Consider the following 17206-nt stretch of genomic DNA (forward strand, 5'->3'; position numbering starts at 1 on the left):
ATTTGAACGCAGGTCCGGCCGTTCTCACCTGTCCGAAGATCACGCGTAACCCGCTCCAGGCAGACCTCCATGGGAATTGTTCGCTTCGCGCTACGGCTTCCGCACACATTCTATGTGCTTGCGGCGCTGATCCTGTTCCTCGGCGGCATCGCGATCCGGTCGATGCCGACAGATATTTTCCCGGAGATCCGCATCCCCGTGGTCACGGTGATCTGGAGCTATACCGGCCTCTCGACGCCGGAGATGGAGCAGCGCGTCAGCACCTACAGCCAGTATTCGATCAGCGCCAACGTCAGCGGCATCAAGAATATCGAAGCGCAGACCCTTAACGGCCTGTCGATTCAGAAGGTCTACTTCCAGCCGGACGTCAATCTCGATCTCGCGATCTCGCAGATCGTCTCGGCGACCAACGCGATCCGCGCCCTGATGCCGCCGGGCATCCAGCCGCCGATCATCGTGCAGTTCAATGCCTCGAGCGTGCCGGTGCTCCAGCTCAGCCTCGAGTCGAACAGCCTGAACGAGCAGCAGCTCTACGATTTCGGCATCTACCGGGTCCGCCAGCAACTGGCTCCCGTCCCTGGCGTGACCCTGCCCACGCCTGCCGGCGGCAAATACCGCCAGATCATGGTCGACATCGATCCGAACAAGCTGCTGTCGCGCGGATTGACGCCGCTCGACATCGTCAACGCAGTGAACACCCAGAACCTGACGTTGCCGACCGGTACGACCAAGATCGGCGATACCCAGTATACCGTTCGCACCAACGCGACGCCGGCCACGATCCAGGACCTCAACATGATCCCGGTCAAGTTCGCGAACGGGGCCACGATCTTCCTGAAGGACGTCGCCCAGGTCCGCGACGGCGCCCAGGTGCAGCAGAACATCGTGCGCGAGGACGGCCATCGCGCCGTCCTGCTCAGCATCATCAAGAACGGAAATGCCTCGACGCTCGCCGTCGTCAACGGCGTCAAGGCGGCGTTGACGTCGATCCGCGCAGCGGCCCCGGCGGGGCTGAAGATCAATGAGCTGTTCGACCAATCGATATTCGTCACCCATTCGGTCGACGGCGTGCTGCGCGAAGGCGCGATCGCGGCCGGCCTGACCGCGCTGATGATCCTGGTGTTTCTGGGATCGTGGCGGTCCACGCTGGTCGTCCTGATCTCGATCCCGCTGGCGATGCTGTCCTCGCTGATCGTGTTGTATTTCCTCGGCGAGACCCTCAACACGATGACGCTCGGCGGGCTCGCCCTCGCGGTCGGTATCCTCGTCGACGATTCGACGGTGACGATCGAGAACACGCACCGGCTCTGGACCGAGGAAGGCTTGCCGTTGCCGGAGGCGACCCTGCACGGAGCCGCTGAAATCGCCATCCCGACGCTGGTCTCGACGCTCGCGATCAGTTGCGTGTTCACGTCGGTCGTGTTCCTGGAGGGCCCGGCCAAATACCTGTTCACGCCGCTTGGCCTCGCCGTGGTGTTCGCGATGCTGGCATCATACGGGCTGTCGCGGACGCTCACGCCGATCACTATCGGCCTCTTGCTGAAGGGCGAGCGGCGTCATGGCGAAGGCGAGCGCCCGTCGGGGATCTTCTCGCGCGCCTCCGCCGCCTTCGAGCGCGGTTTCGAGCATCTGCGCGATGGCTATTCCGATCTCCTGCAGGAATTGCTGCGCCGTCGTGCCGTCGTGCCGGTCGTCGCCGTGCTGGTGCTGGCGCTCGGAGCCACCATGTTCGCCTATGTCGGCAGGGATTTCTATCCCGTCATCGATGGCGGCCAGATCCAGCTTCATGTTCGCGCGCCGGCGGGCACGCGGATCGAGCGTACGGAAGCGATCTTCCAGGCGGTCGAGGACAAGATCCGCGAGGTCATTCCGGAGCGCGACCGTGCGTTGATCGTCGACAATATCGGCCTCCCGGCGCGGGCCTACAATCTCGCATTCACCGATGGCTCGACGATCGGGGTGAATGACGGCACCATTCTGGTGTCGCTCAAGGACGGCCACAAGCCGACTGCGGATTACGTCAGGAAGCTGCGGCAGGTGCTGCCGGCGGCCTTCCCGGAGGACACGTTCTATTTCCAGGCGGCCGACATCGTCACGCAAATCCTGAACTTCGGTCTTCCGGCGCAGATCGATGTCCGCACGGTCGGCTACGGCAGCAACAATCTGGCCGTGGCCAAGGAGCTGCAGAAGAGCCTCGCGGCGATCCCCGGCGTGGTCGATGCGCACTTGCAGCAGGAGGTCGATGCTCCCGCGTTCTACGCCGACATCGACCGCACCCGCGCAGCGCAGCTGGGCCTCAATGCGAGCACGGTGGCGACCAATATCAATGTGAGCCTCAGCTCGTCCGCGCAGGTCTCGCCGAATTTCTGGACGGACCCGACCTCAGGCATCCCCTATTACCTGGCGGTGCAGACTCCCGAATACAGGGCCAACTCGCTGAACGCCCTGGGCAACACGCCGGTGTCGGCGTCGGCTGCCGCAAGCGGCCAGACCGTGCCCGGCCTGCTCAGCAACGTCGCGACGTTCAAGCGGGGGACCGTTCCCACCAATTCGAACCAGGCCAACGTCCAGCCGGTGTTCGACGTCTATGCGAGCGTCCAGGGGCGCGATCTCGGCAGCGTCGCGGCCGACATCGAGAAGGTGACGTCGACCCTGCAGAAGCAGCTTCAGCCGGGCAATTCGATCCGGGTCCTGGGACAGATCCAGAGCATGCATCAGTCGTTCCGCGATCTTGGAATCGGGCTGCTGTTCGCGGCCATCCTGGTCTACCTGCTGATGGTCGTGAACTATCAGAACTTTGGCGATCCCTTCGTCGTCATCCTGGCGCTGCCGGCGACATTCTGCGGTATCGTGACGATGCTGTTCATCACCGGGACGACGCTGAACGTGCCGTCGCTGATGGGAGCCATCATGGCGATCGGTGTTGCCTCGGCGAATTCCATCCTGCTCGTGACCTTCGCGCGTGACGAGCAATTGAAGGGACATTCCGCGTTCCAGGCGGCGCTGAGCGCGGGCCGAACGAGGATCCGGCCGGTGCTGATGACCGCGGCGGCGATGATCGTGGGCATGATCCCGATGGCGATCGGCGGGCCGGGCGAGGAGCAGAATGCCGCGCTCGCGCGAGCGGTCATCGGCGGCCTGCTGTTCGCGACCCCGACCACCTTGCTGATCGTGCCTTATCTCTTCGCCATGCTGCGCAAGGGCAATGACGGCAAGCCGCGCCACGGTGTATTCGAGGAGCAACCGGAATGAGTGACGTTCGCGCAAAGACGGATGACGACGGGGCGAGAGATCGCCCGGGGGCGGAGAGCCTCCGGGTCGTGGAACTGCCGGGCAAGGGCGCACGATCTGGACGTCGTTACGGCGGTGCGTTGCTCGGCGGAGGCGTGCTCCTGCTGCTTGCGGGCGGTCTGGGCATCGGCGGCTGGCGGCACTATGAGGCTGCGCGTGAGGTTGCCGCCGTGGCGGAGCAGGTTCGGACCAGCGTTCCGGAAGTTCGGGTGGCGACAGTCAAGCCCAGCGGCGACATCATGAAGGTGAGCCTGCCGGCGACGACGACTGCATTCGAGGCGGCCAATATCTTCGCGCGGACCAGCGGCTACATCGAGAAGCGCCACGTCGATATCGGCGATCGGGTCAAGAAGGGCGATCTCCTCGCGGAAATCACCGCTCCCGAACTGGATCAGCAGATCGCACAGGCGCAGGCGACGCTCGCCCAGAACCAGGCTGCGCTTCAACAGGCGCAGGCGAGCCGGGAGCTGGCGGACGTCACCAACTCGCGGGACAGCAATCTCGTCAAGCAAGGCTGGTTGACGGCACAGCAGGGCGACAATGACCGCCTCACCCTCCGCGCGCAGCAGGGGGCTGTTGGCGTTGCGCAGTCGAACATCACGGCGCAGGAAGCGCAGATTCGCGTGCTCCAGCAGGAGAAGTCTTACCAGCGTGTGGTGGCGCCGTTCGACGGTGTGGTCACGCAGCGGAACGTGGACAATGGCAGCCTGGTGCAAGCCGGCTCCACCTTCATGTTCACGATGATGCATTCCGACGTGATCCGAACCCAGGTCTTCGTACCGCAGGACGAGGCTTTCGGAGTTGCCCCGGGCGTCGATGCCAACATCCGCGTCCCCGAGATTCCGGGGCGGACGTTTGCCGGCAAGGTCACGCGGATCGCGACCGCGCTGCAGCCGGGGAGCCGGACGCTGCTGACCGAGATCGACGTGCCGAATCCCGATGGCCTGCTCAGTCCCGGCATCTATTGCACGGTCGAATTATCGATCCCGCGCCGGACGCCGTCGATGATGATCCCATCCGACGCACTCGTGTTCGATCAGAACGGCCTCCACGTCGCGGTCGTGCGGAACGGCACGGTCCATTTGCAGCAGGTCTCGATCTCCAGGGATTTCGGCACCACGGTGGAAGTGCGCGACGGCGTGCAGCCCGGCGATCAGGTCGTGCTCAATCCTGCGGTCACTCTGGCAGAAGGCAGCAAGGTCACCGTTCGCAAGCTTGAGACGAGCTAGGGACACGAAAGATGATACGGTTCGCGTTTGCAATGATGGTCGCTTGCCTGCTCGGCTTCTCTCCGGGCCAGGCACAAATCGCAACGACCGGCAGCACCGCAATGGATCTGCCGACGGTGCCGGGCGCGATCGTGATCTCGCCGCTCAATAGTCCGGGGCCGTTTTCCGCAACGACCGTACCGGGTGCGCCGGATACGACGTTGGCGCCCGTTCCGCTCGCGTCGGATCCGACCACGCCGGGGACGGTGGTCGTCTGCACCCCGCCGTCGTCATCGCCAATGCCGGTGCCGGCGACGCCGACGGTATCGCCCATCGGCCTCCCAACATCGGGTATCGCGGGCCCGATCCTGCCGGTCACGGGACAGAACAGCAGCTCGACCGGGACGATCGGCGCAGCTGCGCCGGCGGGAACGGCTGCGACAGTGGCATGCAGCTCAACGCCGGGAGGACAGGTGACGAGCGCTGCGTCCCTGCCGCTTTCGATTTCGCAAGTGCCCGCAAGCCCCGCGCCCGGCACGATCCTGGCGGACACCAACGGCGCCGGCGGCACGGGGATTGACCCGAATGCCGCCGTCGTGCCCAGCCCCAACAGCTCGGCGTGCGCGGAAGGAGTCTCGATGACTCTGGCGCAGCCCGCGACGATGTTGCCGGCCAACGCCTCAGGCGCGGCGCCGACGCCGGGCGTGTCGCCGATCCTGCCGCCGGGATGCTGAGGTGGCCTTGCAAGGCTTTCGTATCACCGCATCACAGCGCATTGCCGGTCATGTGGCCGGGCGGAGCTTGCGGACTTCGGCGTCCGGTGGAAGCGTCGTTCCGCCATCCCGGTATTTCCAGTCCACCATGACAGCCTTGTTGCCTCTGACCGCGGTGCGGCCGACGAACGTTCCCATCGTGCTCTGATGGTCGATCGAACGCCAGATTGCCGGCCCAAACGGCGTATCGAAGCCGACATTGCCAAAGCCATCGGCCATCGTTTCGGTCTCGACGCTTCCGAGTCGTTCGATCGGAGCCACGATGGAGCTGATCATGGCGTGACCGACCACGGAGCCCATGGTGGGAGCCTCGCCGTAGCGCGCGGAATAGGCCGACGCGAACGAGCAGTTGGCCTGGTCCAGGATATCGGTCACGGGATAGCCGGTCACGATCCATCCTGTCGGCGCGTCCTTTCCGAACGGATGGAGATATTCGGGTTCGCCTGTTGTGAACGACACGACGTCTCGCCCTTCGAACAGGCCGCGATCATGTCCCTGCCGGACGAATCTGGTGAGGTCGGGCCCGAAGGTGATGTTGAGAATCGCTCCGGGGTTCTGCTGGGCAAGCGCGTTCACGACGACGCCGGCATCGATGGCGCCCAGCGGCGGCCACTGACTGCCGACGAACGCGACATCGGGACGACGTTGGCGCAGAAGCTGCGTGAACCACCTTGCGGCCGACTGCCCGTACTCGTAATTCGGAGCGATCGTCGCCCATCGCGACGCCTTGAGTTGCGCAGCCTCTTCCACCAGCATCGCTGCCAGCATGTATGTCGAGGGGCGGAGCCGGTAGCAATAGCGATGCCCGCTCTCCCAGACGAGGGCGTCCGTGAGCGGCTCGCTTGCCACGAACAAGATTCGGTTTTGCCGGGCGAAGTCGCTAATGGCGAGGCCGACATTCGACAGATATGCGCCTGCCAGCAGATCGACCTCGTTCCTGCGCACGAGCTCCTCTGCCGCGCGGATCGCGGCGCCGGGTTTGCCTTCGTCGTCCCGGCTGATGACCTGCAGCTCGCGCCCGAGAAGGCCGCCTTTGGCGTTGACCTGCTCGACCGCCAACTGCCAGCCGCGACGATAGGGCAGGGTGAACGCGGGCGCGCTGCTATAGGAGTTGATCTCGCCGATCCTGATCGGGCGCGTGCCCTGCGCACGGATGATGCCGGGCGAAAATACCGACGCGCCGATGCCGCCCAAAATCTGTCGTCGAGAGATGTTCATCACGCAAGGTCCGGAAGATGGAGTGAAGGGCAGTGACGGCCGAAAGGCATCGCAACCTAATGGCAGGTGCAGGTTGGGGGCCGGTCGTCGTCGCATGTCGAAAGCGAGATGCCCGATATTTCAGCCAGAGTACGGGCAAAGGCGAGGGCTGGAAGATCGACCTCCTGATCGAACAGAGCGCTGACCGGACCGACGAGATCGAGCGCCCTCTGCTGACGGTTCGATCCCGCCATGATCCCTGCCCATGCCGCGGCAACCTTCAGCTCGTAAAAGGGGCATTGCTGGTCCCTGGCCACGGAAAGTCCTTCGCCGAACAGCAATTCGGATCGAGACAGATCGGATGGATCGTTGTCCAGGAGAATTTCAGCCTTGATCCTCAAGAGATCGGCAAGGCACCACAATTGCCGGCCCCGCCGCGACATCGACAAGGCCTCTTCCACCGCGGTCAGGGCCTGCGCAGCCTCGCCGCTTGCGAGCAGGCCTTCGGCAAGCGATCCGAGAAACTCGGGATTGCGCATCAGCCAGCCGTTCTCGGTCCGAGCCTTCAGGCCACTGCGCAGCAGCGCTATTCCGTCGTGATGCTTGCCTTGCAGAACCAGCAATTGTCCCTTCAGGCAGGACGTCCAGCTGGTCCAGAAAGCTATTCCCTCGCGCGTGACGAGCTCGAGAAGGGAGGATATCGCCTGATCCGCGGCGGCAAGATCATGCGTCATCAGCGCGATCGGGCAGACGGCGTTGCGGAGTGCGTAGGCGATCGCAAGCTTGTCCTTCTCACGCTGGGCCTCCTCGAGGCACTCGGCGGCCAGAGATCGGCTCTGGGCGATCTTGCCCTGCAGCAGCAGGACGCGCGCCAACATCGCTTTGGCAAGCACACTCTGGTTCAGCAGAAACCACATCTGGTTCGCACTGCCGTTCAATCCGTGAGCCGAATGATCCAGCGACAACGTCAGCTCGCGTCGTGCATCCTCCTGCATTCCGAAAAAATGCGTGGCGGCGCCGATCAGGCGACGGCCGACCGCCTCGTTGGCGGGGCTCCCGGTGCGCAGCGCGATGTCGAGGTAGCGTTCGCCGACCTCCTTGGCCGCGGCATATTGACCCGAGTTGAGGTTATAGCTCCACAGCGTCCAGACCGCCCTGAGCTGAAGCTCGAGGTCGGACAGTTCCTCGGCGAGCGCGAGACCGATGCTCAGCGCCGCCTTCATGCGGTCCGCTGTTCCCGCCGTGTTGAGAAGCGCGAAACCCAACGCGACATAGAGCTGCGCCTTGAGCTTCGGAACGCAGGTGAACCCGGGACTGAAATGCGCAAGAGCGTGCTCGATCCGCGTCGAGCATTCCACGAAGGACAGCAACTGCATCCATACCGGAACGAAGCCGGCCGTCAGCTCGATGCCAAGCTCGGTATCGCCACCGGGCGAGAACGCCCAGTCGAGCGCTGCATGCACGTTGCCGATCTCCTGGGCGAAACGGGAGATGTCCTCGGGAGCGGGAGAGGCATCGCCGAGTGGCGCTATGATCTGCCTGAGAAAGCCGGCCTGCCGCCTGGCAGCCTGTTCGACGCGGCCTGCGTCCGCGAGCTTCTCCAGCGCATAAGCGCGGGTGCTCTCCAGGAGACGCCATCGCCCCTCGAATGAGGGGTCTAGCGACACCAGCGATTTCCCGACCAGATTGAACAGGGTTTCAATGACGTCCGACCGCGACAAAATGTCGTCCATCATCGCGATGGCCGCGTCGAGGGCGAAGCCGGCCGGAAACACCGCGAGACGGCACAGTAGATCCTGCTCTGCCGGGGGCAAAAGGTCATAGCTCCAGTCCAGTGTCGCCCGGAGGGTCTGGTGGCGCGGCAACTGGTCACGGCGGCCGCCGTTCAGGAGCTCGAAGCGCTTGTCGAGACGGAGCAGTACGGTGTCCACGCCGAGATTGGCGGCCCGGGCCGCGGCAAATTCCAATGCGAGCGGAATGCCGTCGAGGCGGCGACAGATGGCGGCAATCTTCCGGAGCTCTTCCGTGCCTGCGACGAAGCTGGCACGCAGGGCTTGCGTCCGTGCGACGAACAACTGCACCGCGCTTTCCCGCAGCAGCAGATCGGGATCGTGCATGTCGGGATCAGGAACCGACAGCGCTGGGATGGCTGCAACATATTCGCCGTCGATGCGGAGACCTTCGCGGCTGGTCGCGAGAACGGTGACGTTCGGGCAATAGCGAAGCACGGCACTGGCGATTTGCGCCGCCACTTCGATCACATGCTCGCAATTGTCCAGGACGAGAAGCAGACGGCGGGTCCCGATGGCCTGGGCAATGCTCGCGGCCGAGACTTCCTTGTCATTCGAGGCGAGCTTGAGTGCGCGTGCGCATGCGGATGCCACAAGTGCCGCATCCTGCAGAGTCGCGAGCTCGACCAGCGCCACGGAATCGTTGAAGGCAGGCGCGACGCTGCGCGCCAGCTCGATTGCCAGCTTGGTCTTTCCGATGCCGCCGGGTCCGACGAGAGTAATGGCCCGATAGGCCGAAAGCACATCGACCAATTGGCTCATGCAATCCTCGCGACCGATAAGCGGCGCACGGATGCTCGGCAGGTTGCTGGAAAAGGGCGCGTCGGCGGGAATCGTTATCGGTGCGGCGGCAGGGTGATCCAGATGCCCGCTTCGCCAGGTTCCAGCGAGCATATATCCGCGGCCCGAAACCGTCTTGAGGAGATTGCGATCCTCGCCGAGCGCCTTGCGAACGGCCGAGATATGAACCTGAAGCGTGTTGTCTTCGACGGTCAGGCCCGACCAGACGCTTCCGATCAAATCATCCTTGGTGACGAGAAGACCCGCCGAGCCGACCAGCTTCTCGAGTATCTCGAACGCGCGGCTGCCGATCGGCACGATGTCGTTGTCGTATCTCAGTTCTCGGCGTTGGCAATCGATCAGCCAATTTCCGAAAGAGTAGGTGCGGTCAACCGGCGATGACATGACGGGTCCGTGCATCAACTTCGCTACCATGATCCCGGGGAATCACGAGCCCGTCCTTGAGATCACCGACCCTTGGCAAGAATTTGAAAGCGCGAATGCGCTTGGGCTGTCGTACAGGGGAGATTATCGGCGTGTCAAGAAGGCCCGCCCGGTCGCCGGCGGCTTCGTTCATCGTCGATGCTGACACCCGACGCGTTCGTGTTCGAGACACGAATTCGTGACAGCAACCGGGTGTGCGTCACAATGGGAGAGTCGGTCGGAAGGAGCCTGATGCCATCAATGGAAGCGTCATTGCTCACATCGCCGAAAATCGTTGGGCAAGGATTCCGGAGTACAAATGCGTGCCGGAGACGCGCACCGGTCGCAAGAACGGCGGCCCGATCGTGAGCCGCCGCCCTTCCTCCGCCGAGAGGTTGAATCCGGAACGTTGAGACCATCAACTTCCAGCCGGCGTCGACCGGACTTGTTCCGGTTCGCGAACTCAATAGCCCGAGGTGGGCTCGCACGGCGGCCGGCGCCAGGGAGCGGTTGCGTACGCGCCGACGTCGGGAGCACGGACGCAGCCACGCTTGGAGGTGACCGGGACGCGCTGAGCCGACGCATAGGCGTCGACATTGGTGCGCTTCGCGTTGCCTTCGCGAGCCATCGCGGGGGAGGCAATCATGGCTGCGACCACGAATCCGGCCGACAAGAGCTTCAGTGTCGTCATCGAACATCTCCTTGAGAAAGCGACGCCGGGAACGCCCCGGCCCGCAAGTGAGACATGTGCGTTCGCGCGTCGGATCCACAGCGTTGATCGAACGAACATTTTCGTCTTTGCACGGAGTCGTCGAAGCGCGTTGACTTCAGACATCGACGACTCATCCGATCAGGAGCTTCGCGCCCTAATCAGGTGAGGACGTTTCCCACTGGCTGTGAGGTCCGAGGGGCGCGTTGCGTGGCGCGGTCGCGCTCCTGGTCGTAGGTACTCTCACCTGCAATTGGCAGGGCGCATGATGCTCGCTTGCGATATCTCCTCAATGACGCCAGTGCCGGTTGTGAAGCTGGTCCATGGCGAAGACGGGCGCCGCGCCACCGGGACGCTCGAGGCCCATTCGTCCAGCAGGTGTCAGCGCGCCGCCATTCAGCACGTCGCGATCGGGGTACATCGATGCAAAGGCTGCCGGCTCCTGATTGGCGAAGGACCAGGCTGCGGACGCGGATGATATCGTTGCGGTTGAGATCAGCGCCGCGGCGATCAGGATCTTGAATGCACTCATAGCGATTCTCCATTGTTTGCTGTGTGCGGAGAGGCGCTTGGCGACGATCGCTGCTCGGCTGGTGGCGTTTCCGAAAATTATTCTTGATGATGATGATGTAGGTTGTCTTGGTGGAAAACCCCCGCGGAGGTGCATCACTCTTGCGGGAGAAGTCTGTCACGCTTGTCAAAATCCTCGCGCGAATGTGCGTGGTCAAACGCGTCCTGTGCACGTCTCTTTGAAGCAGGTCGTTTGAACGTCTGGAGTTGTGACCCATGAGATTATTTACTGCTATCTGCGTCGTCGCTAGTGTTGCGCTTTCGGGCACTGCGTTGGCCCGCGGCGGCATGGGATCGCATGTGTCGATGGGGAGCGGCGGTGCGCTCGGTACGAGCGCCGCCGCGCCGGGCACGAACTCGCTGGGCACCGCGCTTCCATCGTCCGACGGCGGTGGTCACGCGATGAAGGGGCCATTGCTCGGCACGGACCAGACCATCGCCAAGGATGACATCCGGCTCCAGAAGATGCTGGAAGGATCAATCTGCCGCGGCTGCTGAACAGCGCCATTGCGAGGCGGGGGCTAGCGGCTGCGCCGTCCGGCAACTTGTGTCTTTCGAAAGGGTTGATGGTAAGCTGGACCGAAGATGATGAAACCGCTTGGGCTGTCCCAATGATGGCTGAGCCAGGCCAGCGCCCCGTCTACATTTGCGCGGAATGGAAGATCGATCTTGTCAGACGCGAATTGCGCTCGGCCGGAGAGCTTGTTCCTTTAGGCGGACGAGCCTTTGAGATTCTTGCGGAATTGGTTCAAGCGCAGGGCCAGCTCGTCACCAGGAACGACCTGACGGAGCGGGTCTGGCGGGGCGTCTTTGTCGAGGAGAGTGCGCTTCGGGTGCATATCGCGGCGATCCGAAAGGCGCTTGGTCCCGACCGCGACATGCTCTCGACCACCGTTGGGCGCGGCTATCGTTTGCGGGGAGCGTGGCGGATCCGGCATATGGAGACCCCGCTACAATCTGTCGCAACCGGCGTGCTGCCGTCGATCAACATTCCCAGCGCATCGTTTAATCTCATTGGCCGGGCTGCCGCGATCGCACATGTGTGGCGGCTTCTGTCGGCCTATCGCGTGGTGAGCCTGGTCGGGCCCGGCGGCATCGGAAAGACGGCGCTGGCGCTGGAGGCCGCAAGAACGCCGCCGCCCGGCTTTGCGGGTGATCGGTTGCTCGTCGAACTGGCCTCGCTATCCGACCCCAGGCTCGTCTGTTCGGTCATCGCCGGCGTGCTTGGCACCAAGCTCGAGGGCGAGGAGATTTCGCCGCACGCCATCGCGCGTGCGATCGGCTCTCGACCATTGTTGCTCGTTCTCGACAATTGCGAACATGTCATCGATGCCGTGGCGCAGGTGGCTGAACTTGTCGTCAGCCACTGTTCTGGGACGATTATTGTAGCGACGAGCCGGGAGGCGCTACGCATCGAGGGGGAGCATGTCTACCGCGTGCCTCCGCTCGGCGTGCCGCCTGAAGCCCGGCTCGAACCCGGCGGCGCTTCTGCGTATAGCGCAGTGGAATTGTTCACGAGCAGGGCCAAGGCGCTGGGTTCAAACTTCGCGCCCGACGAGGAGAACATCGGCGCCATCGCGGCGATCTGCCGGCGGCTGGACGGCATTCCACTTGCGATCGAGTTTGCGGCGGCGCGCGCGGTCATGCTCAGCCCACCAAAGATCGCGGCACTTCTCGACGACAGGTTCAAATTCTTGACGACCGGCCGACGCACGGCGTTGCCGCGGCAGCAAACGTTGCGCGCAACGCTCGACTGGAGCTACGACCTCTTGCCGGACGACGAGGCGTGGCTGCTCCGGCAGCTCGGCATATTCGCTGGCGAGTTCCAGCTCGATGCAGTGATCGCGCTTGCCGGCGAGTGTATCGGCGACGTGACCGGACAGCTCGCGAGGCTGGTGGCGAAGTCGCTTGTTCTCGCCGATATTCGCGGCGACAGGCCTCATTATCGCCTGCTGGATACCACGCGCGCTTATGCATTGGAGAAGCTGCAGGCCGCCGGAGAATTTCCCGACGCCGCCCGCCGCCAGGCCAAATACTATTCCGGATTCTTTGCCCGCGCCGAAGCCGACAGCGAAGTGAAGCCGCAGGCGGAGTGGCTCACGATCTATGGCCGTCACATCGATAACGTGCGAACGAGCCTCGATTGGGCCTTCTCCTCCGGCGGAGACCCGCAAATCGGTGCGGCGTTGACGGCGGCTGCGGTCCCGCTATGGGTGCAGTTGTCGCTCCTCAGTGAATGCCGCGAGCGGACCGAACTCGCCCTGGCACGGCTCGATCCGACGGCTGCGAACGCACCGCGGCTCCGCATGCAGCTGTCGGCCGCGCGCGGCTGGTCGCTGATGTACGGTGTTGGCAGGGCCCGGGAGGCTGGTCCCGCCTGGGCTGCGACCCTGCAGCTAGCCGAGCAGCTCGGTGACAGGGATTACCTGTTGCGCGCGCTGTGGGGGCTCTGCATCGATCAGTTCAACAACGGCGAATTCCGTAGGGCACTTGAATTTGCGAATCGCTTCGCGGAGGTCGTGGTCGACTCCGGAAATCCCGTCGACCGCATGATGGCCGATCGGCTTCTCGCAACCACGCTGCATTATCGCGGCGACCAGCGGCTCGCTCATCATCATATCGGGCGAACCCTGTCGCGGCTCTCGGAACTTGCGGCAAAGCCGCAGGTCATTCGTTTCCGGTTCGACCTGCGGGTCTCGACGCGCTATTTCCAGGCGCGGATCCTGTGGTTGCTCGGGCTCGCGGATCAGGCCCTGAGCGTCGTCGAGCACAACGTCGAGGAAGGCTGGACCAGCGGGCACGCACTCACATTCTGCAGTGTCCTTGGCCAGGGCGCCTGCCCGATTGCGTTCCTGGCCGGCGATCTCGACGCGGCCGAGCGCTATTGTACGATGCTGCTCGAACACACTGAGCGTCATCCGATCCGCTTGTGGAATCTGTGGGCGCGCGCCTTCAGGGGCCTCTTGATCTCGCGCCGGGGCGACCTCGCGACCGGATTGCCGCTGCTGCGCAAGGCGCTCGAACTTGCGGGCGAGGCGCGGCACCTGCCGCGGTTTCTGCTTCCCCTCGGCGAACTCGCGGTATGTCTCGGAGAGGCCGGCGAGGTATCGCAGGGGCTCGCGACCGCCGACGAGGCGCTCGCGCGATGCGAGGCGAGGGACGAGGGGTGGTATGTCGCCGAACTCTGGCGCATCAAGGGCGAATTGCTGCTGCTTCCGGGCGAGCACCGCTCGACGAGCGCCGCCAAGCAGGTGTTCGAGAGGGCGTTCGAGGTGGCGCGGACCCAGGGCGCCTTGGCCTGGGAGCTGCGAACGGCGATCAGCGTGGCACGATTGAGCGCGAGTGAGGGGCAACCGGCCGATGCACGCCGTGTTCTCGCATTCGTATACGGCAAGTTCACCGAGGGTTTCGAGACGGCCGACCTCCGTGATGCGCGCGCAATGATGTCGAAGTTGGGATCGTAGGCGATCACTTGGCCGCAAACGAGCACGAGCGCGGCGGGCTCAGCTCAGCCAGCAATTCCCTCGCCGTCTCGAGGCTGCGCGTGTGGAATCCCTCGGTAAACTGCCGATAGACGGACGCAAGCATATCGTGTGCCTCGTGGCGGCGCCCGCCTCGCTGCCATAGCCTCGCAAGCGCGATCGCCGCGCGAAGCTCATAGCCTAGCGCTCCCTGATGGCGGGCGACGTCGAGCGCCTGCACGAGGCTCAGCTCCGCTTGCGGAAAATCCGGACTTCTCTTGCGCATCAGCGCTTCCGCTCTGACGCGCAACATGTCGGGCATGTCCATCATGAAGTTGCAGCGCCGGGCCTGGGCAATCGCCCGATCAATGGTGTCCAGGGCTTCGTCGCCATGACCTGTCGCCGCCAGGGCTTCGGCGAGGGGCATGCGAAGCCCTGCCACTGCACCGAAATTCCGGCTCTGCAGCTTCTCGATCGAACCTTTCAGCATCGCGAGCCCGATGCCGGTCTCGCTGCGGGCCAGCAGCGTAATCGCCTTCATGGCCTCGCCGACCATCTGGAGGATGGCGAGGTTGTGCCTTCGGGCCTCCACGATGAACCTGTCGACATGTTCCTCACAATCCTCCGTGTCGCCATTCCAGAAGAAGACGCCGAATGCCCATGGCAACGCTCGGCAGAACATGACCGGATGATTCGTTGCGATAACGTCCGAGATGGCCCGGCGCACCAGTTGCGTCGCCTGATCGGGATGTCCTTGAAGCCAGAGGACGCGCGCAAGGGTGATTTGAGCGCGTTTGGGATATTCGAGTGTGAGGCCGCTAAGGACGTCCCCATCCAGGCCCGAATGACGCAACGCCGCTTCGATGTATGAGCGAGAGTCAATGAACCTGCCGAGATACTGGCAGGAGATGCTGAGCAACACGCGCATGCGCGCGACGGCATTGGAATCGTTGCTGGTCAGCGCAATGGTTTCGCCGCGTTTGGCGGTAGCCAATGCCTCATCATATTTTCCGACGAACAATTGCAGCAGATGCAACTGGTCGATCAAACGGATCTGCTCTGGTATGTCACCGAACTTTTCGGTCAGAGCGAGCGCGCGGCGGAGGTGATTTGCGCCAAGCTCATCCAGCTGTCCCGTGAGCATGCGGGCGGCTCCAAGCGCAGTATGAAGGATGAGACCGTGCCTGCTGCTTGCATCGGTTTCGTCCAGTGCTTCGATGGCGCGGGTCACCCAGAGTTCGGATTCCGGCAGGAGCGACAGCTTGAAGAAGAGCGGTATCGATGCCGCGACGAGGGCCACGCCGGTTGTGCGGTCTCCCTGATCCGAGAAGCACCACGTCAGCGCGGCCCGTATGTTGCCGAATTCCTCGGCCGCCGCCGAAAGGTCCCGGTCCGCTTTGCCCGCGATCCTTTCAAGGAGACCGAGAAAGTAGCGGGCGTGACAGTGCAAGATCGCGCGGGCGTCGCCGCTGGCGGCAAGTTTCTCTTGCGCGTACGCCCGGGTCGAATCCGCGAGGCGGTAGCGGGTCGGTTGCGAGGCGGTGTTCAGTGCAAGCATCGACTTGGCGACGAGACTGTCGATGATCGCAAGGATCGCGTCGTCGTTCTCCGCGGTCGCGGCAATCGACCGCGCGGCCTCCAGGGTCATGCTGCCGACAAACACCGACAGCCGGCCGAGGATTACGCGCTCCGGTTCGGAGAGAAGATCGTAACTCCATTCGATGGTTGCGCGCAGCGTGCGGTGTCGGGGCAGCGCGGTGCGTCGTCCCTCCCAGAGCAGATTGAGGTGCTGGTCGAGGAGCTGGACCATCGCTCTCGCGCCGTATGCGGCCACATGGCCGGCGGTGAGCTCGATCGCTAGCGGGATGCCGTCGAGCCGATGGCAGAGGTTGCCGACGTCGGAGGCGTTCGCATCCGTCAGCGTGAACTCGCCGCCTCCCGCGGTCGCACGCTCCACGAAGAGTTTTACCGAAGGGTAGGCGAGAGCATTTGCGGCCGTCAGAATGGCCTTCTCCGGCGGGCTCGGCAGGGGCGGGAGACGGTATGTGAACTCGCCTTCGACGCGCAGCAACTCGCGGCTCGTGGCCAGGATGTGCAGCTCGGGTGCCGCCTGGTAGAGCCGTTCGGCCAGCGCTGCGGCCGCTTCGATGACATGCTCGCAGCAGTCCAGCATGAGCAGCATGCGCTTGTCGCGCAGGAATGTCGCGAGGCTGCTCGTGGGATCATTCGATCGAACCAGCAGCCCCAGCGAAGACGCGACGATCGCCGGCACCGGAGCGGCGTTGCCGGTCTCGCCGAGGCCGACGAAGTGGACACGACCGGCGAATTCCGCGAGCAAGGCATGGCCCGCGGCAACGACGACCGTGGTCTTGCCGATGCCGCCCGGGCCGACCACCGTGACGAAGCGGTGGGCTCGCAGCTTGTCCGAGATGTCCTGGATAGCTCGCTCACGTCCCACCATCTGCCGGGGATGCGCCGGCAAATTGTGGACGTAAGTCGGATTGGTCGGCGCCCGTTGCCTCTGTTCCGGGCGCGAGACCGCCGCGACGAAGCAGTAGCCTTGGCCGGAGACCGTGCTCAGATATCTGGCGCCGGCATTGCCGTCTCCGAGTGCCTTGCGGAGTGCGGCGATATGGACACGCAGGCTGTTTTCCTCAACAGCGGTGCCAGGCCATGTCCTGGCGATCAGATCCGTCTTGCTGACGACGTTGCCGGCCTGCCGGACCAGCGCGAGCAGGATGTCGAATGCGCGACCCGATAGTTGGAGCGGACTCCCGTTTCGTTCAATCCGCCTCTGCGAGGGGTCGAGGCGAAACGGCCCGAAGAGAAAAATCTCCCGGGCGGACTCGTCTTCGGCGGGGCGGCCAGCTTGGGCCATCAAGTCGTTACTTTGCCAGCGGGAGGCCATTTTGGGACATCAACCCGGCGCACGACTCGCCACGTTCTGTGATTTGGAAGCACACCAAGACGTGCGACCGCAGTGGCGCTCAAACGGTAACATCCG

At 63.9% G+C, this 17206-nt stretch carries 10 protein-coding genes; 5 read left to right on the forward strand and 5 right to left on the reverse strand.

Translation table 11 applies throughout. The annotated features are described in order from the left end of the window. The first annotated feature begins 69 nt into the window (after positions 1–69). From AC0L20_RS26490 to AC0L20_RS26500, 3 genes are read left to right on the forward strand one after another with little or no spacing between them, the layout of a single operon-like run. The gene (locus AC0L20_RS26490; RefSeq protein ID WP_473293672.1) at positions 70–3252 is read left to right on the forward strand and encodes an efflux RND transporter permease subunit; all 3183 of its coding nucleotides are present in this window, start codon (positions 70–72) and stop codon (positions 3250–3252) included. Next, the gene (locus AC0L20_RS26495; protein ID WP_473293673.1) at positions 3249–4520 is read left to right on the forward strand and encodes an efflux RND transporter periplasmic adaptor subunit; all 1272 of its coding nucleotides are present in this window, start codon (positions 3249–3251) and stop codon (positions 4518–4520) included. Before AC0L20_RS26490 ends, AC0L20_RS26495 begins: the two co-directional genes overlap by 4 nt. A gap of 11 nt (positions 4521–4531) precedes the next feature. Next, positions 4532–5233 carry a hypothetical protein gene (locus AC0L20_RS26500; RefSeq protein ID WP_473293674.1) on the forward strand — a complete coding sequence of 234 codons (702 nt, stop codon included), beginning with the start codon at positions 4532–4534 and terminating at the stop codon, positions 5231–5233. Between the two features lie 48 nt (positions 5234–5281). On the opposite strand, the gene AC0L20_RS26505 is transcribed toward AC0L20_RS26500, so the two are convergent. From AC0L20_RS26505 to AC0L20_RS26520, 4 genes are all read right to left on the reverse strand, one after another. Further along, positions 5282–6490, reverse strand: a complete 1209-nt coding sequence (locus AC0L20_RS26505; RefSeq protein WP_473293675.1) for an ABC transporter substrate-binding protein — start codon at positions 6488–6490, stop codon at positions 5282–5284. A 56-nt stretch (positions 6491–6546) separates the two neighbouring features. Beyond that, positions 6547–9444, reverse strand: coding sequence for an ATP-binding protein (locus tag AC0L20_RS26510; protein WP_473293676.1), 2898 nt, complete (start codon positions 9442–9444; stop codon positions 6547–6549). 481 nt (positions 9445–9925) lie between these two features. After that, positions 9926–10153: a hypothetical protein gene (locus tag AC0L20_RS26515; protein WP_473293677.1), complete on the reverse strand. Its 228-nt coding sequence runs from the start codon at positions 10151–10153 to the stop codon at positions 9926–9928. Positions 10154–10460: 307 nt separating this feature from the next. Then, a complete protein-coding gene (locus AC0L20_RS26520; RefSeq protein WP_473293678.1) occupies positions 10461–10703 on the reverse strand; it encodes a hypothetical protein in 243 nt (80 codons plus the stop codon). Positions 10704–10957: 254 nt separating this feature from the next. On the opposite strand from AC0L20_RS26520, the gene AC0L20_RS26525 reads away from it, so the two are divergent. Next, a complete protein-coding gene (locus tag AC0L20_RS26525) occupies positions 10958–11239 on the forward strand; it encodes a hypothetical protein (RefSeq protein ID WP_473293679.1) in 282 nt (93 codons plus the stop codon). Positions 11240–11484: 245 nt separating this feature from the next. Further along, a complete protein-coding gene (locus tag AC0L20_RS26530; protein WP_473293680.1) occupies positions 11485–14205 on the forward strand; it encodes an ATP-binding protein in 2721 nt (906 codons plus the stop codon). Between the two features lie 4 nt (positions 14206–14209). Here the strand turns inward: AC0L20_RS26530 and AC0L20_RS26535 are convergent, their stop codons facing one another. Then, complete coding sequence (locus AC0L20_RS26535; RefSeq protein WP_473293681.1) at positions 14210–17110, reverse strand: ATP-binding protein; 2901 nt, start codon at positions 17108–17110, stop codon at positions 14210–14212. Between the last annotated feature and the right edge of the window lie 96 nt (positions 17111–17206).

It is taken from the genome of Bradyrhizobium sp. Kon58, assembly GCF_055807455.1.

Coding starts and splice junctions, on each gene's coding strand:
- AC0L20_RS26490 (WP_473293672.1), top strand. CDS start 70: ATGGGAATTGTTCGCTTCGCGCTACGGCTTCCGCACACATTCTATGTG.
- AC0L20_RS26495 (WP_473293673.1), top strand. CDS start 3,249: ATGAGTGACGTTCGCGCAAAGACGGATGACGACGGGGCGAGAGATCGC.
- AC0L20_RS26500 (WP_473293674.1), top strand. CDS start 4,532: ATGATACGGTTCGCGTTTGCAATGATGGTCGCTTGCCTGCTCGGCTTC.
- AC0L20_RS26505 (WP_473293675.1), bottom strand. CDS start 6,490: ATGAACATCTCTCGACGACAGATTTTGGGCGGCATCGGCGCGTCGGTA.
- AC0L20_RS26510 (WP_473293676.1), bottom strand. CDS start 9,444: ATGTCATCGCCGGTTGACCGCACCTACTCTTTCGGAAATTGGCTGATC.
- AC0L20_RS26515 (WP_473293677.1), bottom strand. CDS start 10,153: ATGACGACACTGAAGCTCTTGTCGGCCGGATTCGTGGTCGCAGCCATG.
- AC0L20_RS26520 (WP_473293678.1), bottom strand. CDS start 10,703: ATGAGTGCATTCAAGATCCTGATCGCCGCGGCGCTGATCTCAACCGCA.
- AC0L20_RS26525 (WP_473293679.1), top strand. CDS start 10,958: ATGAGATTATTTACTGCTATCTGCGTCGTCGCTAGTGTTGCGCTTTCG.
- AC0L20_RS26535 (WP_473293681.1), bottom strand. CDS start 17,110: ATGGCCTCCCGCTGGCAAAGTAACGACTTGATGGCCCAAGCTGGCCGC.